This is a genomic window from Aromatoleum tolulyticum (genome assembly GCF_900156155.1).
GTDB classification, from domain to species: domain Bacteria; phylum Pseudomonadota; class Gammaproteobacteria; order Burkholderiales; family Rhodocyclaceae; genus Aromatoleum; species Aromatoleum tolulyticum.
On the sequence record NZ_FTMD01000006.1, the window covers coordinates 1 to 20,883 of the forward strand.

At 58.4% G+C, this 20,883-nt stretch carries 17 protein-coding genes; 3 read left to right on the plus strand and 14 right to left on the minus strand.

Annotated elements, in window-relative coordinates; genetic code table 11:
* Together BW991_RS10215 and BW991_RS23500 are read right to left on the minus strand one after the other, a co-directional pair.
* Window positions 1–538: phage late control D family protein (locus tag BW991_RS10215; RefSeq protein WP_212566879.1), on the minus strand; the 538-nt coding region annotated here is incomplete at its 3' end.
* Between the two features lie 975 nt (window positions 539–1,513).
* On the minus strand, window positions 1,514–1,957 hold the full coding sequence (locus tag BW991_RS23500) for a helix-turn-helix transcriptional regulator (protein WP_170879079.1): 444 nt from the start codon (window positions 1,955–1,957) through the stop codon (window positions 1,514–1,516).
* Window positions 1,958–2,339: 382 nt separating this feature from the next.
* On the opposite strand from BW991_RS23500, the gene BW991_RS10225 reads away from it, so the two are divergent.
* A complete protein-coding gene (locus BW991_RS10225) occupies window positions 2,340–2,873 on the plus strand; it encodes a DUF4124 domain-containing protein (RefSeq protein ID WP_076602016.1) in 534 nt (177 codons plus the stop codon).
* A gap of 328 nt (window positions 2,874–3,201) precedes the next feature.
* Here BW991_RS10225 and BW991_RS10230 read toward each other — a convergent pair whose 3' ends face one another.
* The 6 genes from BW991_RS10230 to kwaA form a co-directional block, all read right to left on the minus strand.
* A complete protein-coding gene (locus BW991_RS10230; RefSeq protein WP_076602017.1) occupies window positions 3,202–4,197 on the minus strand; it encodes an SMEK domain-containing protein in 996 nt (331 codons plus the stop codon).
* 196 nt (window positions 4,198–4,393) lie between these two features.
* Window positions 4,394–5,740 (minus strand): hypothetical protein, encoded by a 1,347-nt coding sequence (locus BW991_RS10235; RefSeq protein WP_076602018.1) that lies wholly within the window; start codon window positions 5,738–5,740, stop codon window positions 4,394–4,396.
* 12 nt (window positions 5,741–5,752) lie between these two features.
* Window positions 5,753–7,759 carry an ATP-binding protein gene (locus BW991_RS10240; protein ID WP_076602019.1) on the minus strand — a complete coding sequence of 669 codons (2,007 nt, stop codon included), beginning with the start codon at window positions 7,757–7,759 and terminating at the stop codon, window positions 5,753–5,755.
* Window positions 7,760–7,774: 15 nt separating this feature from the next.
* Window positions 7,775–8,617, minus strand: a complete 843-nt coding sequence (locus tag BW991_RS10245; RefSeq protein ID WP_076602020.1) for a DNA adenine methylase — start codon at window positions 8,615–8,617, stop codon at window positions 7,775–7,777.
* 277 nt (window positions 8,618–8,894) lie between these two features.
* Window positions 8,895–9,839 carry an anti-phage protein KwaB gene (kwaB, locus tag BW991_RS10250; RefSeq protein WP_076602021.1) on the minus strand — a complete coding sequence of 315 codons (945 nt, stop codon included), beginning with the start codon at window positions 9,837–9,839 and terminating at the stop codon, window positions 8,895–8,897.
* Window positions 9,836–10,456: an anti-phage protein KwaA gene (kwaA, locus tag BW991_RS10255; RefSeq protein WP_076602022.1), complete on the minus strand. Its 621-nt coding sequence runs from the start codon at window positions 10,454–10,456 to the stop codon at window positions 9,836–9,838. Before kwaA ends, kwaB begins: the two co-directional genes overlap by 4 nt.
* 632 nt (window positions 10,457–11,088) lie before the next feature.
* Here kwaA and BW991_RS10260 point away from each other — a divergent pair.
* Entirely contained in the window at window positions 11,089–11,481 is a 393-nt protein-coding gene (locus BW991_RS10260) for an MbcA/ParS/Xre antitoxin family protein (protein WP_170879081.1), read from the plus strand.
* A gap of 136 nt (window positions 11,482–11,617) precedes the next feature.
* Here the strand turns inward: BW991_RS10260 and BW991_RS10265 are convergent, their stop codons facing one another.
* From BW991_RS10265 to BW991_RS10290, 6 genes are all read right to left on the minus strand, one after another.
* Complete coding sequence (locus BW991_RS10265; protein ID WP_170879082.1) at window positions 11,618–12,868, minus strand: TniQ family protein; 1,251 nt, start codon at window positions 12,866–12,868, stop codon at window positions 11,618–11,620.
* A 35-nt stretch (window positions 12,869–12,903) separates the two neighbouring features.
* Window positions 12,904–14,712: a TniQ family protein gene (locus tag BW991_RS10270; RefSeq protein WP_076602025.1), complete on the minus strand. Its 1,809-nt coding sequence runs from the start codon at window positions 14,710–14,712 to the stop codon at window positions 12,904–12,906.
* A 26-nt stretch (window positions 14,713–14,738) separates the two neighbouring features.
* The gene (locus BW991_RS10275; RefSeq protein WP_076602026.1) at window positions 14,739–16,271 is read right to left on the minus strand and encodes an ATP-binding protein; all 1,533 of its coding nucleotides are present in this window, start codon (window positions 16,269–16,271) and stop codon (window positions 14,739–14,741) included.
* A complete protein-coding gene (locus BW991_RS10280; protein WP_076602027.1) occupies window positions 16,268–18,598 on the minus strand; it encodes a hypothetical protein in 2,331 nt (776 codons plus the stop codon). Before BW991_RS10280 ends, BW991_RS10275 begins: the two co-directional genes overlap by 4 nt.
* The gene (locus BW991_RS10285) at window positions 18,598–19,488 is read right to left on the minus strand and encodes a PDDEXK family nuclease (RefSeq protein ID WP_170879083.1); all 891 of its coding nucleotides are present in this window, start codon (window positions 19,486–19,488) and stop codon (window positions 18,598–18,600) included. Before BW991_RS10285 ends, BW991_RS10280 begins: the two co-directional genes overlap by 1 nt.
* Window positions 19,489–19,925: 437 nt before the next feature.
* The gene (locus BW991_RS10290) at window positions 19,926–20,360 is read right to left on the minus strand and encodes a helix-turn-helix domain-containing protein (protein ID WP_076602029.1); all 435 of its coding nucleotides are present in this window, start codon (window positions 20,358–20,360) and stop codon (window positions 19,926–19,928) included.
* A gap of 77 nt (window positions 20,361–20,437) precedes the next feature.
* Between BW991_RS10290 and BW991_RS10295 the strand changes: the two genes are divergently transcribed.
* Entirely contained in the window at window positions 20,438–20,878 is a 441-nt protein-coding gene (locus BW991_RS10295) for a helix-turn-helix domain-containing protein (RefSeq protein ID WP_076602030.1), read from the plus strand.
* Window positions 20,879–20,883: the final 5 nt, after the last annotated feature.

Here is a 20,883-nt window from a genome sequence, read left to right on the forward strand (position 1 = left end):
CCTCGATGCACCAGCCCAGCCCTTCCTCGGCGAGCAGGCGCGACACGAAGGCGTAGTCGGATTCGCGGTACTGCACGCAGTAGCTGCGCGGGCGGGCGGTGGCGAGGAAGGGGGCGACGTCCTCGTGCCAGTGCCACGCGGCGTGCGCGCGGTAGTCGGCGAACACGGCGTCGAGGATCTCGGGCACGGACTTGTCCTGGAACACGCGGTTGTGGCGGCCGCGCGTGAGCAGCCAGGTCCACGGCACCACCGTCAGGCGGTAGCGGCTCCAGCCGCCGTCACTGCCGGGATTGGCGACCGCGCGCACGAGGCCCGAGCGCTCGCTGCGGCTGCCGTCGGAGAGCGCGCTGCGCAGCGTCACCGCCTGCCCGAGCATCGGCTCGAGGGCGAGGAAGGCGTCCTGCGACAGGGTGTCGAGGTGGAACTCGAAACCGCCGGACAGGGTTTCGCGCCCCCACCAGGCTTCGACCGCGAGCGGCGGGCCGTCCGTGTGCCAGTGCAGGTCATACAGGCGGGAGCGTGCGGCGACAGTCGGCATTTCGTCGAGGCAGGATCGAGTGCGGATTCGGAAAAGTTCATGAGCATATCATTGCAAGGTTTTTATATGCCAAATGAGATGATAGTGTTCTTTTCATCACGGATTGCGTCCCCGTTACGTGCGTGGCTGCGACATACCGCTTGGGCCGAGTCTGTAGGCGCCCTGCGATTGTCCTTCGACGAACTCAGGGCGAACCGACAGCCTGCGATTGTTTGGTTTCAATAAAGTCTTGAACCGTGCTCTCGCCGAATCAACAACTTAGTCTTCGCCGACTCGATTCAAACTGACGATAAAGTCTTGAACAACGCGTGAATCCACGTATCTCCCCGTGCGCTGCAACAATACAGTCTTAAACGATACCTCGTCAGTCATGGGCGCAGTGCCGCAGCCAGTTGAGCGGCGTTCTCGGCAATCCGGCGCCTACGCGTTGGTGTGTCAGGATGATTGCAGAGCGGATCCCCCGAGGTTGAGTGCCCGGCTCTCGGTGCGATCCCCGCTATTGTGTAGTTCGTTGTGCGGCAGCGCGGTCCTCCACTGCCGCGTACGCGTCAGCGCTGGGTCGGCGCTTAACGTAGTGCTTTGTTTACAGCTGTCTTTTTGTTACGCCGCCAAGCTTACGATACACCCCACGCGAGGCCCGTTCGTCGCTAGCAGCCGATTTGGCACAACGAACCATACAATAGCTTAGCTTTCAGATGGCGCCTCCGGATCGGGCCGCGGTGAGGACAGCGGACGCGCTCCGGGTCCAAACAACTCGATGTGCCCGTCCTTCCAACCAGCAACACTGCGTCCCGCTGCTACCGCGTCGCGGGCAGCCTTTTGCGTCACATCGTGGGCAATGCGAATGATCGCCTCCAACGGCAAGGCCGCAACGCGTGGCTTCGGCTTCATGGACGTCTTCCAGTTGGTGCCTTAGTTTTTGAGCAGTTGGCGTCCGCATGATTCGTCATCTTCGGACCCCGCCCTGTTCGCTGATCATGCCCCCGATCTTTTGGGGCCGCTCGCCGCAATCGCTGCCGCGATCTCATCCAGAGATTGGTTCAAAGCCTGCGCGAGCCGGCAACACACCGACAGCCGCGGATCCTCGGTTCCAGCCTCAAGGCGCGATAGCATCGCTTCGGGAATGGCACTCATTGCGGCCAAGTCATGTTTCGACATCCCTCTCTCAAGCCGCATGAAGGTCAAGCTCCCTCGCTCCGACAGCACGTGCGCCATGCGCTTTCTGGCTTCAATCAGGCGCTTCCGCCTCGCCGGATCGGTTTCGATTTCCTGTATCCGGTCACGAACATCCCGCCAACCGGGCCGTAATGGCGGTGTACTGCCTGCGACGGGTGCCTCGTTCGAAACAAGAATCGCCGGAGCAGTCCCTGATGATGTGCAGAATGCGTCTACGTTGCCGAAAAATCTTATGGGTTGCATGAACTGCCCTCGACCGGCCATGTCGTCTCGTTGCCATTATTCTCCAACGAACGTGGGATGCAAATGAACGCGGTCATCGAGGGAAAGGAATGCTCGATGTATCTGTTGTCCTGCTGACGCCTCCGCGCCATCGGATATTCAACGGCATGTGGCTGAACGATGCAGTCAAAAGGCCCAGCTATTCGCTGACAGCAACTCGGCCAAGGCCGACCTTGGGTCGCTGGCCCGTGTCGGGCGGCAATGCGACGATCACGTGCCGTTCTCCTCCTTGTGCCGGTCAATGAGTCAAACGACGGGATGTCGTATCCCAGTCGCAGTGCTTGGCAGCTAGGATGCCATGCACTTAAGATGCAGCGCGAATCTTCATGTACCCGGAGGTCACTTGGTAAACGACTGGGAATTGTCGAAGAGTGTCGAGCGCACGACAAACCTCCGCACGACGAAGGGCGCTGTGCTAAAGGCGATCGTGCTGTTCGTGATCGCCGCGCCGGGCATGGGCGCATGGGCGCAGAATCTTCCACCGCCTTCACGAACGGTTTTCAGGTGTGAAGTGGATGGCAAGGTGACCTACTCGGACTCCCCGTGCCTGGGCGCGCGCAAGATAGAGGTCGAACCCACACGGGGGGTAAGCAAGTTATCGGGCAGTGAACGCGTTGGCAACGACGTTCGCCTCGAACGGCACCGCGAAATCATGGCCGACGCACTAAAGCCGCTCACTGGCATGGACGCGAAGCAGATGGATGTCTATCGGCGACGGATGAAACTTGAACCCACCGATCGGCAGGAATGCCACGACTTGGATGGCAACCTCGCGACTATGGAGCAGCGCGAAAGGCTCGCCTCCGGACCGCAGCTCTCATCTATCCAAGGCGCATTGCTAAAGCTGAGGCTTCGCTATCGCGAACTTGGGTGTTAGACGAACTGACTGGAGGCCCCCATTCAAGAGCCAGCGCCTCACCTGACGCACGACCAACGGAAGCACCTCGGCCGGAACGGTCGTTCGATCGGCGGCCTGTTCCGGTCACCAATGCATCGGTTACCCGCCACTCAGCCGCGGACTGCGACGAGCGGCAGCTTTCCAATCCGGTGAATGCGAACTCCCGATCCGAACCTTGGCACTATCACGAGTCTACGGCCCAAATCGGTCGCTCGCCGCAAAATTCTCGCAACGCGCAGATGAGTTGACATTGACGCGGCAGCCTGATTCTAACCAAGGCACAGGTGCGACGTTCCCCCGTGCGCGGTCAATCCAGCTCAGTGAAATCACAGTTGACGATGACTTTTTGGATCTTGTCTGCTGTCATTAGGTAGTCCTTCAACATTAAAAAACCATCGGCGTGACTAGGAAATCGAAATCCCAGCTCGAAATTCTGAGCGTCGCCTTCATCATCGACGTCAATCAGTCCGGCTTGGCTCAGCGCGAGGAAATATTCTTGAGCTTCTCTACGGTTCAAACGAAGCTTTTGCTCGACGGTTTGAATCGACATGACGCACCGCCCAAAGAAACCGGACTGCTTGCCATTTATCAAAATGAACGCAACGAACTCCCGCTGCTTGCGCGAGAGGTCGCAGAGGGCGTCGAACAGATTCGAGACACCGGACAACTCTTCCTTCCAGTCCCTTGTTCCGGGCGTGTTACCCATCGCTTTTAGGAATGAAACGGCAGATACAGGAGGTTTAGCCGTGATTTGTTCCGCTTGAGCTAGAAGGCTTGCCGGCTCAAGAGCCTGGCTCACGGAAGGCAATTGGGCGTCAACGAAATTACTAAGCTGCTGCAAGTCGTTGGAGGACATCTGCTCGGCCTTTGCAATGATGTCGTCGATATCCCATACGTGATGTTTCGGCTCGAATACGACCTTGCCATCGGTTTCGAATTTGGCTCGGTAGTCCTTTTTTTCGATCAGCATCAGAATGACAAGGGTATCGTATTTCTTGTAGAGCTGGTGTTTGATGAACAGCTCGATTGTCTTCTTGATCTTGGCTGCGTCAGCGGTGGCCGTCACCTGCACGCAGAGCTTACGGCCTTCGTCAGCCAAGTCGATAGCCGCAGTGTTGAGCGCGCTCTCGTTGAGGTTATCAAGTTCAAATCCGTAAACCATGTTAAGGACGTCCCTGAAAAAGGTCTCGCAATCCCTGTTCAGATCCGTGTGCCCCCGCTTGCTCCGAGACTTCACGATGTAGCGAAGGACGGAAAGCTTCATCACGACGTTTTGAAATAAACGGGCTCTTTCTAGTGGCATCTTTTTCGACGGTAAATGTCTAAAGCATTGAATTTAGCCCAGATCTTGAGCCTGTGGCCTGATTCGGTCGGTTGCCCCAGTTCGACATTTGAACATCGCTCGTCATGGCTTGACCTCTCGAAGGGGCTGCTCTCGTCCTGCGCATTGTCGTATTTAAATGAATTGGGTATGGTGCCGAAGGGGACGGCATTTTAGTCTATCTGGATGCCTGTCCTTCGAGGAAGCGCTGCAGGATAGTGGCGGACGGGTAGCTCGACATCGAGGCAATACCGTTTGCCAACTCAACTGGGTAAAGGGCGCCCTCGAATTTGTGGCTCACCAATGATGGCAGAGTGGCGAGAATCCGGCTCAGTCCGATCAGGTCCCCTGCGGTGGGCCAATCACTGTCGGCTTTGTAGTTCCCTGTCGGCACATTAAGCACCATAAAAGCTCCCGGGTCGACTTTGACATACATTTTCTCGCCCCAGTTGGTTTTGAGTCCGTAGGGATTGGAAACGTCAGGCGAACGGTAAACTTCACGGTGCACGTATGAGTGCATCAGGGGAGCATAGGTCAGCGGCTCACCGCGGTTGTGCGGCGCTGCGAAGCGAACGATGGACGCCAAGTGGTCGAAAAATGTACCACTCTTCTCCTGTCCGATTATGTGCACCGGGCGACCCGTGACCTTCGCGTACTGCAAAAAATCCCGGATATTGGGAACCATCTTCGAGTACTGACTTCGCAGCGTAAGCGGCCCATCTTTAATGAACAAAGTGTCGGCAACTAGCGAGCGGTCGCTGTGATGCCACATTAGCCGCACCGCTGTGAAGAGCATCAGATGTTCCATGATAAGCATGTACGACGACGCCAGTGACTCCGGCGCACTGTCCTCGCCCATTTCCATGTGGAAGCCCCACAGGTCTGACAGGAACACCTCTCCACCACAATGTGGACACAATCCAGTTTCGGCATCGTGATCCAACCCGCTGTCGACATCCTTGCGGCAGTGTGGGCACTGAAACGCTGGGGACCGCGCTGTCGAGTCTGGCTCCCATTTGCGATAAGCCAACCACTTCATCGTGTCGTGGTAGGCTCCACCTTGGTCCACGCGCATGGAGTCTCTGACGATGTTACGAACCGCGTCGTAGTTCGTGCCCATGCTTGTACGAACATTCTTCAGCGGGAAGACCGTAGCATGCTGCACGCCAGTATCCTTGAGTGCGTCACGAAGTAGCAGCGGATGCGGCAAGTCCTTATCGATGACATCCAGCTTGGCCTTGTCAAGCATAAGTAACGCAGTCTTGACGAAGGCCACCTCACGCGGAGGCTTTTGCTCTGAGCGAACCGGAACGAACGAGCCGTCTACGGCCCAGACACCCCGCAAGGGAACAACCTCTTTTGGATCGAACGTTTGCCACACCGTCTTAGACGGGTCGCCGTCAACCGCAGGAGCGCTCTCGAAGTCTTCAACGAGAGATTTGACCCAGGGGCTTTCGATAACCGCCAGATGTCCGAGTTTTGATGCAGCCTCGCCTGGGAGTCTCGTACCTTGTCCATAAGGCATAGTGCCTCCTCGTCAAGCCGCAGGCGCAGCGACAGATGTTCGAGCTTCGAAGCGAAACGCCTGAACGGGCACTACGAAACGGTGAGACATCGTCAGCATGCGCATGTAGCCGGGCGTTTTCGCCCTCAGGATGTCATCCTCTACTCCTGCGAAGGCGACCTGCACCCGAGACAATGACTTCGTTTCATCTTGGCTCGATAGGTGTCCAACGAAGAAGTTCTCAGTCTGGGCTAGCAGCTCCTTGTTGATGGTCGACGGCGACTGAGTCGAATACACCATCCCTATGTGGAATTTAGCGCCTTCCTTGGCAAATCGCGCGTATACGCCAGTCAAGTCCTTGCTGTCGGGCGGAAAGAGGTTGTGCGCTTCCTCGAAGTACAGCTGGACATAGCGATTGCCCAGCGTACTCGATACGAATTTGGTCTCTTGAGCACGAAACACTGCAGTGGAAAGCAGATTGGAGAAGTACCGGCGAATGCTGTCAGTGGCGTTCCCGAGGTCAAGGATGACGGTCCGCCCTTGGTCGAGGAGCTGGAGAATCTCGATCTGAAAGTTCCCTGCATCGGCGGCGTGGTAACCGATGTATCCGCGAAGTACGGCGGGGCCAGTTCCAGTAGCAGGATTCAAGAAATCGAGTAGTGCCGTCATGTCGGGGTCAAACACCGGCCGGGTACCGCTCATCAGGTTGGGATCGTTCGGAGCCTCGCGCCTGAATCGCGCCATGACTTCCAACTCGCCTTGTAACTCGTCCAGATTCGTAGGCGCCGCAGGCGCCGGTGTTTGGCGAACCGCGCCGTAGGCCGCCGTCCTCAGTTGCGCATTGAAGTGGCAGTCAAAGTGGCGAACGTACTGACTTGCGATCAAGCGAAGCTGGCGAAGACGAGCTTCGTCGGCAGCGAAACCTGCCTTGTTCAAACAGGCCCAATACATCTGCACCTTGCGCACAGCCCGCGTCCGGTCCGATTCATTCATACTGGGCAGGTCTGCTAGCTCAGGTAGGCCAACACTGGCGAAGCTGCGAATGTAGTTGGACCTCTGGTTGTCTTGCTCCAGAAGCGAGGCAATTACTTCTAGGCAAGCCGCCGGCTGCTCGTAGAAATTTAGTCGGAGCGGTCGAGACGGAGTGTTTGGCCTCGGTGTGAGCGCGTATACTTGGCTCCGAGCCTCGTTGGCCGATCGAAGCGATCGGTTCCCATCCTGCGGGTTGTCATTGGCGTACTCGCCATTGATGTCGAAGATCAACTGGCCGACCGAATTGTCGGTTTCTGTCGCGTCAAGCATCGCCTGCGCGAGCAGTTTGACAACGTTCGATTTGCCCAGGCGAGTCTTGCCAAACATGGCCGTCCGACAACCCTTAAAGTCCCGCATTGAGACCTCAACCGGAATGTTTGTCACCGTTCCGTTGCTGAAGAGCCCACACTCCATAGTTCGGAGGGTTCCAATGGTGGACCGCTGCTCGGGCTTAACCATTCCATTGACGATGAGACGCAAAAGCGCATCATCAGGAGCGAAAACTTTGTAGCGATGGGCGCTGACGACGTTGTTGACGTCACCGGAGAACTGTAGCTCCTGCATATTCAGAGGATTCGCGTAAAACATCCCGAGCACGTCGCAATCGAGCGCGCCCCACTGCAGCTCGCTTTGCGTCCAAACGTCAAGCTCCGGCATCGACTTTTTGTGCAGTTCGAAGTACGTTTGCTGCACTTGGTTCGATAGCGGTGTAGGTGAGACGCCGGTAACGCGCAGCAGCGTAAAGTGCGGTGGCGTACTGCCAGCGTTCACAGGCGTCATGATGAGAAAGGAGCCGCGAGGGATACCGCCAACGGCTAGCTTGTAAGGATCACTTGTGATGATCTTGGCGGCGTCAAAGCCAAGTTCGAGCACGTAGCCAACAAAGCGCATGTCGGCTGTTCGCCGCGCCTGTTCCATTTGATCTTCACGCAACAGGAAGGTCCGCAGCGCATCGATCGGATTTCCTTGTGTGGCTGCAGTATTGAGCAAGCTACCGAGTTCGCCCATTTGACTGTCCTCTCCCTAGATGTTTGCCTGAATAACAAGCTCTTCAAAGTGACGCCTGCCTGCGCTGTCAGCCGAGATGGGCGAACGGCGTGAGACTACCTGCTGTTTGAAATCGCGCTTGTCGTAAAGATCTCGCACGCTTTGGTGGTTGGCATTTGTGCACAAGACCTTAACGCCACGTCGCGCAGCCCTTAGCAACGCTTCGGCTAAGCGTTCCTGGTCGGCCCAAGAAAACAGCACCTCGTTGTACTTAACGAACCCGTTGTAGTTATGACGTACCGTGTAAGGTGGATCACAAAAAACAAAGTCGTTCTCTAGCGCGCGATCAACCAGCAATTCGAAATCGCCAGGCACCAGCTCCGCGCCAGTCAGCAGCTTCGACATTGCCTCGAAATTATCGGTGTCGATGACAACCTTCTCCTTGGTGCCCCGCGGAACATTAAATTGTCCTTGTCGGTTAACCCGGTAAATACCGTTAAAACAGGTTCGGTTGAGATAGATGAGTCGGGAAGCCTGCTGGAAAGGCTGCGCGGGTACGTGACCACGCAGCCAGTAATAGTATCCATCAGCATCCGCTCGATGCCGACGCTGGCGGTATTTCAGGCTATTTTCGAGTACCTGCCAATCATCCTTAATTACCTGGTACGCATTTATCAATTCAATATTGACGTCGCCAAGCAGAGCACGCTTGGGCCGAATGTAAAAATAAACAGAACCAGCCCCAAGGAAGGGCTCAATGTAGGTGCCGTACTCTGTAGGAAGCAGATCTGCATAGTTGCAGACAAACCAACGCTTGCCACCCGGCCACTTCAAGAATGGAGTGAGAGTCCCAAGAGACTCAGTCTCAACCGACTTCAACTAAATCCTCCCATCACACGTGCGCCAGTTGCCCCTCAAGCGGCTTGCCGGGCGCAGTATGGCATACATGGTTGTCATCTTAACAAGAGCTGTGTTCGCGTCCGCGGCTAAATGTCAAATTGTCTCTCGTTGACGCGTAAGTTCGGCCCAACGTCTGCCTCGGGAACCAGCATTCGAGTCGGTACAGGCTCGTCAATTAGGCGCAATGCAAGGAGGACAGGGGCGACTAACAACACACGACGGTCCCTGCCTTCCACGATTTCCTCTTTCCGCCTCGTTACTCAGTTGCCGTCGCTGCTTCCAGTTCATTCTTGGCCAACGTTTCGTAATCGACATGTGTCAGCTCGGAGGTCAGGTAGTCGTCGTTCAGGAGCTTATACAGCTTCTTGATGCTGGCCTTCGACGAGAGCACCAGTTTTCCATCGGCCACCTTGATGCCAATTTGATGCTGTTTCGCTTGGACAAAGGCGATGATCGCAGCCACCTCCATATTTAGCACTCGGCTTCTTCCCGCCCGGAGAATGTCTTTCCTCGAACCTAGGCATGCGGCTAGGTAGCCCTTGGCGTCGTTCACCAAGTCGAGAGCCATAATTCGGTTCGTCACCTCCCGCATAGCATTCTTTGCAATCTCGTCGAACGCAAACGTCTTCTCGAATTTCCCGAAATCATTAATGTAAAACTCATCATCAAGCAACACCACCTCGAATCCGCCAGTCACCTTCAGAATATCTTGATTGATGAACGCGAATCGCGTGTTGTCCTTCATGACCAGCAAGATCTGGTCACGCTTGACGAGCGATACCGGATAGAACTTTTTGAAGAACACCACAGCGCTCTGCGCTGAAGAAATTTTGATCGCAAGACTGGTCACCGTCGACAAATCATTAGCGGCGAACGTAAAAGTCTCTGGATCGTTTCCATCCGCAAGCGACCGCAGCTTCGCGAATTCGGTCGGCTGTTCTGTGAGGTCATACATGAACAGGGTATCGGCTCGATGATCCATTTCCGTCAAGGGCCGCGTCTCCAGATTCTCAGTCGCCAGAAACTGATCGACGCTCCGCACGAATTGCTGGCACACCGCCTCCGTTGCTCCATCATCAAAATCAGCCAACCAGTACGTCCGCGTGTCGCTTTCCCCTGTGCCCAAATATAGTTTCAGATTGATTCCGTCGGCGTGCAGGATCGCCCCCAGTCCCGCCCGCAGCGCGTCGATTGTCTTCATGGTTTTATAGTGATCCCCTTCCGCGCAAAGAAAATGTTCTTGTCGAGTCGAAGCGTGTTAACACTGGCACCCAGATCGATATCTTCCCGTGCGATCAATACGGCTGTCCCAGTCGGCACGCCTGCGGAGCCCTGCTCGAACTTGACTGTGCAAATCTTGAACCCGAGCAGAGACAACGTCGGGTTCGCATAAAATAGGTTTGTCCGAACGTAAATTGCGCCAATCAACGTGAGGGTGATGATGAGGCTCACGACTTGGCGCGGCGTGTCTAAACTAAAGCTCAATAACGGAATCACGTATGTCGCAAGGAAGACGAGGTGATCCGCGCTCTTGTCCTCGATCTCGATAACTTTGAATGGCCCGTCCTTCGCTCCCCGTATGATTCGTGCGAATACAGCGTAGAACGCAAGCGACACGACGAGGACCACCACGCAAAGCAAGGGAAGATAGTTCTTCGCGGCAATAGCACCCAGCTCCTCCCACGAGGCGAACTTGCAAGCGAAGCACAGTTCAACGTCGATCTTGTTCACGAAGATCAGGACGAGCAACAGCCACAGGGACAAAAGATACATTCCAACCTTTATCAGTCGGATCATCCGGATTGGGCTTGCGTTCATGTTCTTACCTCCCCACCGCCGCCCATATTACTCAAACATACACGATCTGGGCATCTTAAACGCTTCTGCATGCCACATTGGCGCGCATTCCGGTGCTCGTCACCAGCGACAGTAAGCAACGGGACTCTCACTACCGTCGAGCCACATAGAAAGCTGTCGCTCAACATTGAAGTGCGCTGAACGGCGGCAGTCGAGCGTTCAACAGCCCTTCGTTTCGCTGGGGCCCAATGACCGTTCAGGCCGAGGAGCTCTCAGTCAATCTCCGCTCGTGGCGACTGCTCGGCTCATAAACCTGCCACCGGGCCACCGAAAGGTGGAATGTCTTTTGTGGAGAGAGCGGTCGAAGGACCGCTTCGAGTGCTGGCCTCGGTGATAGATGTGCGGGGCGCCCAGCAACACTAGAAGCGCGTGGGCGAAGAGTATTCTCTAGCATTCGGAGCAATGGGGTGAAGGGGCGAAATGCCGCTTCGCTGTCGCCCCAGAAGCGGGAGCGTGCCCCGCAAGGTTCGACTAGACTTGTAATTTGGCCCGAGCCGCCCTGCCTCCAGATGTCCGCAACCATCAAGCGACGCCGAGATCGCAGCCCAGAGAGCGCTCTGCCTGACCCGCGGGCGCTGCTACGTTTGGATCCGATGGACAGGATCAACTGCTTGCGCGCGGGGATCGAGTCCGTTGCTTTGGTCGAGATCGCTAAGGCTGTCGGTCGATCGACACTGGAATTGATCGAACTGCTCCAGCTCGCGCGCTACTCACATGTCGGCACAGTCGGAAGGAGGGCTCGGCTCACGACTGAGCAGAGTGAACGAGTCCTCGCCTTCCTGCGTCTGATTGAGGTCGTGGATCATATGGTGACCGCTGCCAGCGACGACAAGCCGTTCGACGCGCCGCGCTGGCTCGGCGACTGGATCGCAACCCCATGCCCAGCCTTGGGTGGGCAGTGCCCCGCAGCCTTCACCGACACGCTCGAAGGGTACCGCGTACTCGATCAGTTGTTGTCCCAAATGGCATCTGGCGCATATGCCTAGGTTGCGAACGACGAACGCGAACAATCTGTCGTCGGATTTGTTGTCTAGACGAATGCCTGCTGCTAGTGGTCGGCGGTCACGCGAGAGCCCGGCTCGCAAAGTCACCTGAAAACCCAATTCCGTCGGAGTGTTTGAATCAACGCTCTACGAACAGTTGCTCCTGCCGCGGTTGCGGTACACGTGCGGGGAACTGCATATTCAGCCACTCAGCATCGTTGCGACGAAGCCATTGGTAAGACTTCGGGTGAGCCCTCCCGAATTGCGTACGGGACGCATCTGCCTGCCCCCTACAGAAGGCTACGCACGTGTTGCGATGCGCTTGTCGCGCGGCGTCGAAGGTTTGTTCAGGTTGCCGGCGCCGGTTACGGTGCCCCACAGTAGCGCAGCCCGCTGGAGCATTAGCACCGATGGTGCCAGTCTCCATGACTTCCTGCCAATCCCGATGAAAGAGAAATGTGTCCCAAGAGCCGAATAGCCAGTCGATCAGCATTAAGATCTCGGAGCAGGTGCGGATCGGGCGTGTATACGATAGAGCCTGTACGAGTTGCTCCAGGTTAGTTGTACCGAGCAGGGTGGCGAATGGGGGCACGCGCGCAAGCGGACCGAACCAGCGCCTGACTTCAAGTAGAAAGTCGTCGCGACGGATTCTTCCAGCGGCTGTGAGCAACCCCCGAGTTCCCAAAGCGTGGCGAATGGTGGTGATCACGCGCCCTGCGCTCGAAGACCAGGAGGGCGCGACCAGAACGGAGCCTGAAAGTTGGGCGAGCCGAATGAGAATCGTGCTCTGGGTGAGACCTTTTTCGTTCTCAACAGCAACGGGCTGCGCCACCAATGTAGGCGCGTCGGGTAGCCACAGCCGACCGTCCCGCGTGCTTTTTGGGGGATGTCCCTCGACAAGATTTCTGCCATGTTTTGCACACTTGAGCGTTGCCGGCAACTGGTGTTGACGATGCCAGTATGGAACGCCGTGGGCGCTGATCTCTTCCTCTCGACATGCTGGGCAGAAACGCCAGTTGTGAATTCCACCATGCGAGATGATCGCGAGGCCGCATGGTTTCTGGACATCCTTGTTGCGGGGAGGCTGCGGCTGGCAACGTTGCCCTCCGTTCGGAGAATCATCCCGCGCCAGTCGCCCGAGACTCCGAAAAAAAGGAATCGCCGTGGCGTCCCGAACGAGGGCAGCGCGGGAGCCATATACCCCGTCGGTCGCTTCGCAGAAGTACGTGAAGTTCACCGGGATGTCCGCGATGCGTCGCACAGGTGTCGGCCCGAACAGGGCCGCGCAAGTCTCCCAGTCGCTTTGCGTTCCGTTCATCAGACGCGTGCGGGCGACGAGGCTATACAAGGTCTCGTCGGGATGCCGGAGAGGAAGATTGGGCAACTTCATGAGATTCTGCCAAAGAATTAGCCAGGGCCCCATTGTCAGCCGTGCAGGTCGTGTCGCTTGGTCCTCCTTGGGACATAACCCCGGCCCGCGCGCTGAAAAGTGCGTTCGGGACACGGGCCTATCCAATTCGTTGGAATATCGAGCTGCTTCGGCAAGATGGGGGCCGGGGCGATGGCTGCCTTGTGGGTAGCCCCTGTGCGTACTAGATATTGCAGAACGGCTTCCCCTTTGTGGTGCTCGATTCCCGCAACACTCAGGATGTTGCACTTCGCTACGTCGGCACTGCCCAGCACGTTCAGCGCCCACAGGAGGCGACGCATGTAGAAATGCCAGATCGACTCCTCATGGGTCTCGAGCGCGGCGCGGGAACGAGGAAAAGCGTCGGCGCTCGGCCACGATTCTCCGCGGAACAGAGCCGCATTGACGATGCGATGCTTGGTGACCTTTACTGGCTTGCCCGGACCAGCATAGAGGCCGGCTGCAGCACGTTGGAGGGCCTCGGCCCAACGGGCGTCGGTCGCGTCTTGGGTGGGGTCTCGTAACGCCGATGCACCGATAGCAGCCGTACCGGCTATCGGCCGTGTTGCGAGACGTGCCTCGATCTGCGCCGCAGCATCCGGGGCCACGCGAACAGCACGCTTCATCATCGCAAAGTGCCGGACCCAAAGCGCGTCAACGTCAAGCCCATGTCGGCGGGCAAGGCTGGTAAGTTTGTCGATCAGCGCGTCTGCCGTTTTCGGAATCCCTGCGGTGTTGGCGGGATCCACTATCGAAGTTTCTCTCAGACGCGGCTTTACTTGGCGCCGAACTTGCCACTCTGCCGACGCGGTATCGCGTGCCTGAATAAAGAGGTTGGCCTCCCTGAACAAAAATGCGGCGAGGGCCAGATGTCTGTTCACGGGCACATCAGCAGCGGCCGATGGACAGAGAACGTGGAACCAGCCGCTTCGGCGGTCGGCACGATAGGCGGGGTCGATCCGCGCGAGCAGTTCGGCACCGAAATGCTCTTCTACCGCAGCGAATAGGTCGATCCGATTGATGTTGCTTCCGCGGGAGAAACCGAGTTCGCGTGCGCGATGCCTGTACAGAGCAACCAAGGCGTCCGTGCTGATGGCCGTCCCCGGTGCGGGCAGCAGCGCCATGGCGAATTGGGCGAACTCGACCTCGGATGTCGGCGCCTCTTCATGGACCGAAGGTGCCACCTCGATGATCTCGTTGCCGCAGTGGCACGATTGCCAGAGGCCGAGAATGAGGTTCTTCGGAGATTCGAACGGGCAACGGCAAATTGGACAGCGGTCGATCAGCTTCACCCCGTGTTTCCAGCAACACGTGATGCCCGGGATCTGATGTTCACGATGGATGTACGACGTGCCCCATTCCTGCAAGTCGTCCACCAGACATGTCGGACACAAATGTGTCGTGCCGCTTTCGCCGACGATGCGACGTGGCAATTCCACGGCCGCCGCTTCAGGAGAACCGGCAGCGCGATCCACAGTGTATCGCCCGCCGGCGAACTGCTGAAACAGTGGCAACAGTGTCGATTCTCGGTAGAGTGCAGTTAGGTTGTCGGAAGCCCGGCCCGGTAGTTTCGCGGCGAGCCGCTCCAACTTGGGCGGCACCCAGTAGGTCAGGCTGAACGGCGCCGACTCGAACAGCTCTCGGTATGTGGCGTGGGTCGTTTGGTGTCCCCGCTGAACATGGTATCGGCTGACTCTGGACGCCAGTGTTTCGTCCGGAAGTGCGGCTGGAAAGAAAGGCGGTCGCTTCCTCGCTGCAGGCTCGGGGGTGAGTTCGTGCGGCGTTGTGCCTGCGGTCTGGTCTCGGCGCTCGTAAGTTGAGCTCATTCTTCTTCTCCCATCAAGGATCAGTATTAGGCCCGTGCGCCATTGGCGCGGAGCACCTCGAAGCCGGTGAGCAGGAGTTCCTGAAGGCCGCTATGCCGGACATCACTCGGATCGAGTCCTGTCCGTACCTCGGCGCGCCGCTGGAGCTCTTTTTCCTTACGGGTGCGTTTCGCACGGACCGTCGCACGCGCGCGCTCGGTAACAGGAACGCGGGGGGTAGTCGTGTCCTGTCCTTTGGGCCGGACCTCCGAACCGTATGCCTTTCCGGCGTTCCCTTTAGCTTGTCGGGTGTTTGCGGTGGGCGAGTCGGGAGCAGTGCCGCGCGATGCGGAAGGGAGGCGACCCCAGCGTTCGGCGTAGCGCTGCCACGGTACGTCCGTGTAGTCCATGAGCAGCGTTGGGTCTTGGTCGCGGAATCCGCGGATCAGTGCGCGCTCGCGATCGCTGAAGTCGTGGCCTAGAAACGCTTGCTCCATGTGCAGCTCGGTGACCGCTCTGTCGCCGAGTTCGATCGCCAGGCGCTGCGAGGCCGCGCGGATTCGGCACGCGTAGTCGCGGATCCCCCCGCTGTAACGAAACAATAACGTGCCGTTGGGATCCTCAATCGACGTCGATTCCGGCATCACGTCGTAGCGCCACAGCGCCTTGGCGAGGCAATCGGTCCAGTCGAACTCGTCGGCCTCCAGTGGGTGTAGCTCAATTGACCCGCCGGAGTTGATCCGCCGCATGTCCTGTGAGAACGAGTCCAGCGCGTCTAGCCCGAGCGGGTTTCCGATCAGAACGACTGGGATGCCGAAGTTAAGCAGCCGCAGAAAGAAGGTCGCCGTCAGTGCCCCATGGGCTCCGCTGCAAAAATTGCGGCTCTGCAACTCGTCGATGACGAGGACGCCGACCGCGTGGTTGCGCAGGATGATGCCGATATGTACGGCCAGCTTCTCGTTGCTCAGGCGGGTGAGGGACCGGTCCGTGGCGTAGCTCGTGCCGATCGCTGAGTCGAGGGCGCACAGGATTTGCAGCAACAGCCCGCCGAGCGATCCGTCATGGCTCATGGCCACGTAAAGCCATACGGCCTGCAACATGTGCTCCCAGCCTGCTGCCTGGCAACGTCCATGCTCGATGGACTGAGGTAATAGCCGGAGCGCCCGGATGACCTCGTAGGTCTTCCCGAGGCCCGTGATGCCCGAGACTCGCATCCCCTTGGCTTGGGTTGTCAGCCACGGCAGCGTCCGGGCCTCGTTGCCAGCGAATCGGGCGATGGTCATGCTCATGGCTCGGACCGCAGCGAGTCGGGGGTCGCGCGCCCGGTAGCCTCGTCGAATGAGGCGATAGACGCGCATGGCAATCTCCAGCGAGGTCGAGGTTGGCTCGAACATGGTCTCCTGCAGCAGATCGAGTAGATCGAGTCGAGCCTGGGGCCCCAGCGACCGCGTGTCGATTCCATCCTGCGGTGACGATGCCAACCGTTGCGGCAGGTCTTTGGCGAACAAGTGATCTGCGAGGGGTTCCAGGAACGGGTTGCCGTCCGGCGGCATATCGTTGTCAGCGGTGGTGTTCGTCATGGGTGCCTCTCGTTGTGGAAACCGGCAAGCCGCCGCCGGAGGAGCGCGGCCAGCGCGCCGGGCTGCTCGGGGGACTCAGCTCTTTTGGACGGAATTGAAACGGATTGAGGAGCGGGGGTGTCGCTCACGACGTTGGCTGGGGGATCCCCTTGGGGGACGCGCGCGGCAGCTGCCTCCATTTGCGCACCTCGTTCCCGGCGTTGGTTGGCGCGCACCCCAGCGCGTTCTCGGCCGCCGGGCTCCTGCCTGCCGCCGGCTGCCAGCCTCTGCGCCTTGTTGGCGCGTGCGTTAGCCTGCGTTTCCTCTCGAAACGCGCGTTGATCGGAGGCGGCTTGGTCGCGCTCCGACGCAGTCTCGATGTTTCGTCGTTTCTCGACGTCGTTTATCGCGGAGAGGTCCGCGATGCAGCCGTCGTGGACGAGAATCAGGTCGTCGGAAACGTTCGGGATGACATGGATGCCGCGGTCGTCCACGAGGAGTATCTCGGACAGGTCGTCGGGGTCGGCACGCACCTCGATGTGGGGTGGCCCGTCCGCATTTTTCAGGCGGCGGTAGAGGCCGGAGGCCGCCAGATGTTCGCTGTTGAATCGCGCGTTCCGCAGGAGTTCAACCGTGTTTCCGGTTGCGGGCCGATGCAGGACTAGCCCGTTACGCTGGACGCTCGCGTGGAATCGTGGGAGCAGGTGTGCGCGAAGGTATGTCGGGTCGACTGTTCTGCCTGAGACGTAGCCATGGCGCTTTGCCCAACGGTAAATCTCTATGCGAGTGGGTTTGATATTCTCGCGCCGCATCTCCGTTGTCAGCAGATGCGGCACCTGTTGTTGTGTGTTGGCCCAATGCATCCATAGGATCAATAGCCGGGTGTACTCAAAATGACTTATGAGTGCCTTCGTGATGGGAAGCGGCTCGCCGCGCTTGCGTTGGCGTCCCTTGGTTGTCCCCTCGAGGTGGTGGTCGAGCCCGCGATGACGGGAATGGTGACCCGACTCCGAAGTGGAGTTGCGGTCTGCTCGCTTGGACGAAACAAACTCGATCCGCGAACCTATTTGCTCGGTGCAACTCTCGATGCCGTTGAGGCAGCGTAACTCCCCATTGTCGGACAGGAGCTTCGAGAAAACGATGTTTGGGAAATCTTCCGGCGGGAGTTCCTGCAGATCGTACCGTTCAAGGAGCGATGCCTTGTCGAGCCCGCTGCGGAGTATCGCCAGCTTGGCGTCGTCGGTCTTGAGTCCTCCGATCGCGACTTGAAATCCACAGTACAGGCCGAGCCAGCTGTCTCGAACAACAAGCCCTCTACCTACGCCAATGGGAGTGACGCGATCAAAGCAGGCAGTCAGGTTGACGTCGATGGGCGATGCATCCAGTGAGCCGACCTGTCCAACGGCACAAATTCCATCACGTGCGGAGCCAACGAGCGGCCGGTAGTCGCGCGCCCAGTCCCCCTCTCCCATGAGACGTCTCGCGGCGGCTTCTTCAGGCGTCTTGGGTCCGTGGTAGCGAAACTCCCGTTCGGTGGGCCGCATATGCGCGGGCAGCAACTCGGGCGCGAGGAGGCCATGTTTCAGCGTGTGCCCAGTGGCGTAGAACGTCTGGGTTGTGGCAATGAACGCCTGTGACACAGTGGTTCCTGGCCGCACGTACAGATGCCATCCGTCCTGCAGATTTTGCCGGTCCTGTTCGTCGAGGACTTTGCCCTGCAGTGCGGTTTCGCCCACGCTCGCTGCGGCGTTCTTGCGCCCGAGCTTTTTCCCTTCCTTCGCGTATCGCGGCTTCTCCGGTGCGCCGCAGTTGGGAGTATTGGGAAGCAGGGCATTCTTGATACGGCCGAATGCGTAGTAGCGGTGCAGGGCATCGAGAACCTTGCCCTTATTGACCCCCGACTCCTCGGCGTGTGCGGACGCTAGCCTGTCGAGTTCGGTAAACGCGGGAAGGCGGATATTGCCCGAGGAAGAAACAAGTGGTTCGATCAGAGCCCATTTTTGATCCCGACGGAGCAATGGAGATGACCGGATCTTTCCCTTTCTCGGCGGGTATCGCTGTTCAATCTGCTCATCGCTCAGTGCCCAAAACAGGGGCAACTCGATCTTCGTAGGCAGGAGCAACTTGCGATCGATCCAGCCCGCGAGAACGACCGTGTCCAGAGCGAAGAAGCCGCGCGCGTAATAATTTGCCTGTTTCTTGCCGTCGCGCTTCCGCGGGGCGGTCGGAACAGGGATGACGATGGCCTGCGTGTGATCAGGCATGACATCCAGGACTCGATATATGCCCTGCAGCGGGGATTCAGGGCATGTCGACTTAAGCACCATGCCCGGTTCGACGGTCGCCATCACCACGTCCTCCCAAACAGTTGGGTGCGAAGCGCATCGCACACCTGCCGTCCGCCAAGCCGGGCGGGAAGAGACGTCAGAATTCTGTGCGACAGATCGATATCAATCTTCTGGTGCCAGGCGCAATGCCGGAACAGCAACCAACCGGTGTCGCTGTCCAGCTCCATGTGCTTGGCGGACGCTTGGACCGCATCGGTAATCGAAAGGTCTGGGCGCTCGCAGAAGCCCCTTGCGAAAAAGTCGGCAAGTCGTGCTAGGTGCGGCGCATAGTCCAAGTTGGCGCTATCGAGGAGCCACTCCAATTGCCCGGCCATAAGAAGGGGAATCAGTGCGGAGTACGAAACCCGGTATGGGATTCCCAACTCCCCACAGTACCGACGCTCCAACTCCAGCCGCTCCAGCGTGCGCCACCGGACCTCGTCATCCGCGTCGTCGATCGGCTTCGAGGAAAAGCCGGCGAGCGTCGGACCGTGATGACCTGGAACGGAAACCAGCAGGTCCAGCGTTGCGACGTACGGCAGCCGTGTTCCAAATTCGTAGCCATGGTCGATGCCGGCGTCTTGCGCGATTTTGAGTAGACCGCGCGACCAGGGAAGCTGACCGTCTTGGGTACCCGGCACGCCTGTCAGGGGGTGCGGGTGTGGCATCGGCCACAGGGGGAATTGCTCTCGGATGTCGAGAACGCCCAACCACAGGAGCATGAGTGCGGTGTGATACTCGCCGCGTGAAAAGTAATGCGCAACGCGTCCTAGCCCGGGCATCCAGGAGACGACCTGATTGGACGTCGGTGATGGATTTTTTCGCCGGATCGTGAGCCACGGCCGGTAGTTGCGGCCATGTCCTTGGCCGTGGCCGCCTTGAACGCGCTCCATCAGCTTCTTCCAGCTCATACCTTTAGCCGGCCGTTGCTTTGGCTCCACCTTGATGGGCAAGTGCGCGGCGATCTCCGCATCAGTTGCAGCGGTCGAGTGGGTTGTCGAACCCGTGCATGGAGCGCTTGTGAATTGCGCGGCTATATGGTTGTCGACGTCTTCTTGTGTCTGCTCCGCTACTGCTGGCATATGCGCCTCCGAAATCCAGCGAACCCTTGCACCGACAAGGTTCTGGCTCCGAGTGTGGGCTAGAGCCTCGCCAAGCCAGGGCAAAAGTTCCGAATTTGGACGTAACTCCCACCTGCCGCGGCACTAAAGCGGCCGCAGCACGTTGGGAACCGAAGGAAGGCGGCTTGACGCTGGGGAGGGGAGTGACGATACTTTGAGGTGTCCAGTCTCGTTGTAGCGTCAGCTACGCGAACCCCAGCGGGGCAAGCCGAAAGGTTTGCCCCGTTTTACATTTCCGTCTCCTCCTCTTGGTTGCCCTTCACGCGCCGCCGCAAGCGCCTTTGCGAGGCTGGAGGCTCGGTTCTCATGGATTGCGGAAGGCGAAGGGCGATCCGCATCAACTCAATTTGAGCCGGATGTAAGTGGTCGAGTTGGCGCCTCAACTCGTTGCATAGGCGATAGACCGCCTCGGGCGCCTCGCTCGGAACGACGAGCTTTCGTTGGGACGCCTCCAGCGATTCCCACAGTCGTGACTGCCAGGTGCTATCTAGTTCCAGCGCGCTAATCAATTTTTCGACGAAGGCTGCCGTCGGCGGGCCCTTGGTACCGATTTCCAGTGCCGAGATGTAGCTCTGCTCGTAGCCGAGCTTGTCGGCCAGTTCTGCTTGCCTCAGCTGGTAGACGAGGCGCAGTTCCTGAAGCGTGGCTGAGAAGGGGCTCATAAATCTGACGAGGTCGTAATAAGCACCGGATGCTGTTATATTAGGTTTAACCGTTTATAGTGTCAACGAATGTTGATATGACCGTGCGCCAGATTGCCAACCAAATCGTGCCGGGGCTGCATCATCGACTGCGACGGGAGCGAGAGCGCCTGGGACTCAGTCAGGAGGAGTTCGCTCGCCAGTTGGGGATTACTCGCGTTACGCAGAACTACTACGAAAACGGCTCGCGGGAACCAGGGCTCGGTTACCTCTCGGCCTTTGGGCAAAATGGAGGGGATCTGCTGTACCTGCTCTTTGCTGAGGAATCGGGCGCTGAATATGCGGAAATCCTCGACTGGGAGCTCTTCGAAAAGGTCTGGGCTTGGGTTCAACGGGTTGCAGTCGACACCGAAGGCCGGCCCTATCCGGCGGATCTACAAACCAAGGCCTTCCGGCTTGCCTATCGGGCATGTAGACGGGCAAAGCGTGCTGATCCGGATGGGCTTGATCTCACATTGCTTCTTGGAAATGCAGCCTGAGACTA

Excerpts from the sequence above, each read along its gene's own strand:
- BW991_RS23500 (WP_170879079.1), bottom strand. The coding sequence starts at position 1,957 with ATGCAACCCATAAGATTTTTCGGCAACGTAGACGCATTCTGCACATCA.
- BW991_RS10230 (WP_076602017.1), bottom strand. The coding sequence starts at position 4,197 with ATGCCACTAGAAAGAGCCCGTTTATTTCAAAACGTCGTGATGAAGCTT.
- BW991_RS10235 (WP_076602018.1), bottom strand. The coding sequence starts at position 5,740 with ATGCCTTATGGACAAGGTACGAGACTCCCAGGCGAGGCTGCATCAAAA.
- BW991_RS10240 (WP_076602019.1), bottom strand. The coding sequence starts at position 7,759 with ATGGGCGAACTCGGTAGCTTGCTCAATACTGCAGCCACACAAGGAAAT.
- kwaB (WP_076602021.1), bottom strand. The coding sequence starts at position 9,839 with ATGAAGACAATCGACGCGCTGCGGGCGGGACTGGGGGCGATCCTGCAC.
- kwaA (WP_076602022.1), bottom strand. The coding sequence starts at position 10,456 with ATGAACGCAAGCCCAATCCGGATGATCCGACTGATAAAGGTTGGAATG.
- BW991_RS10260 (WP_170879081.1), top strand. The coding sequence starts at position 11,089 with ATGGACAGGATCAACTGCTTGCGCGCGGGGATCGAGTCCGTTGCTTTG.
- BW991_RS10265 (WP_170879082.1), bottom strand. The coding sequence starts at position 12,868 with ATGAAGTTGCCCAATCTTCCTCTCCGGCATCCCGACGAGACCTTGTAT.
- BW991_RS10270 (WP_076602025.1), bottom strand. The coding sequence starts at position 14,712 with ATGAGCTCAACTTACGAGCGCCGAGACCAGACCGCAGGCACAACGCCG.
- BW991_RS10275 (WP_076602026.1), bottom strand. The coding sequence starts at position 16,271 with ATGACGAACACCACCGCTGACAACGATATGCCGCCGGACGGCAACCCG.
- BW991_RS10280 (WP_076602027.1), bottom strand. The coding sequence starts at position 18,598 with ATGGCGACCGTCGAACCGGGCATGGTGCTTAAGTCGACATGCCCTGAA.
- BW991_RS10285 (WP_170879083.1), bottom strand. The coding sequence starts at position 19,488 with ATGAGCTGGAAGAAGCTGATGGAGCGCGTTCAAGGCGGCCACGGCCAA.
- BW991_RS10290 (WP_076602029.1), bottom strand. The coding sequence starts at position 20,360 with ATGAGCCCCTTCTCAGCCACGCTTCAGGAACTGCGCCTCGTCTACCAG.
- BW991_RS10295 (WP_076602030.1), top strand. The coding sequence starts at position 20,438 with ATGACCGTGCGCCAGATTGCCAACCAAATCGTGCCGGGGCTGCATCAT.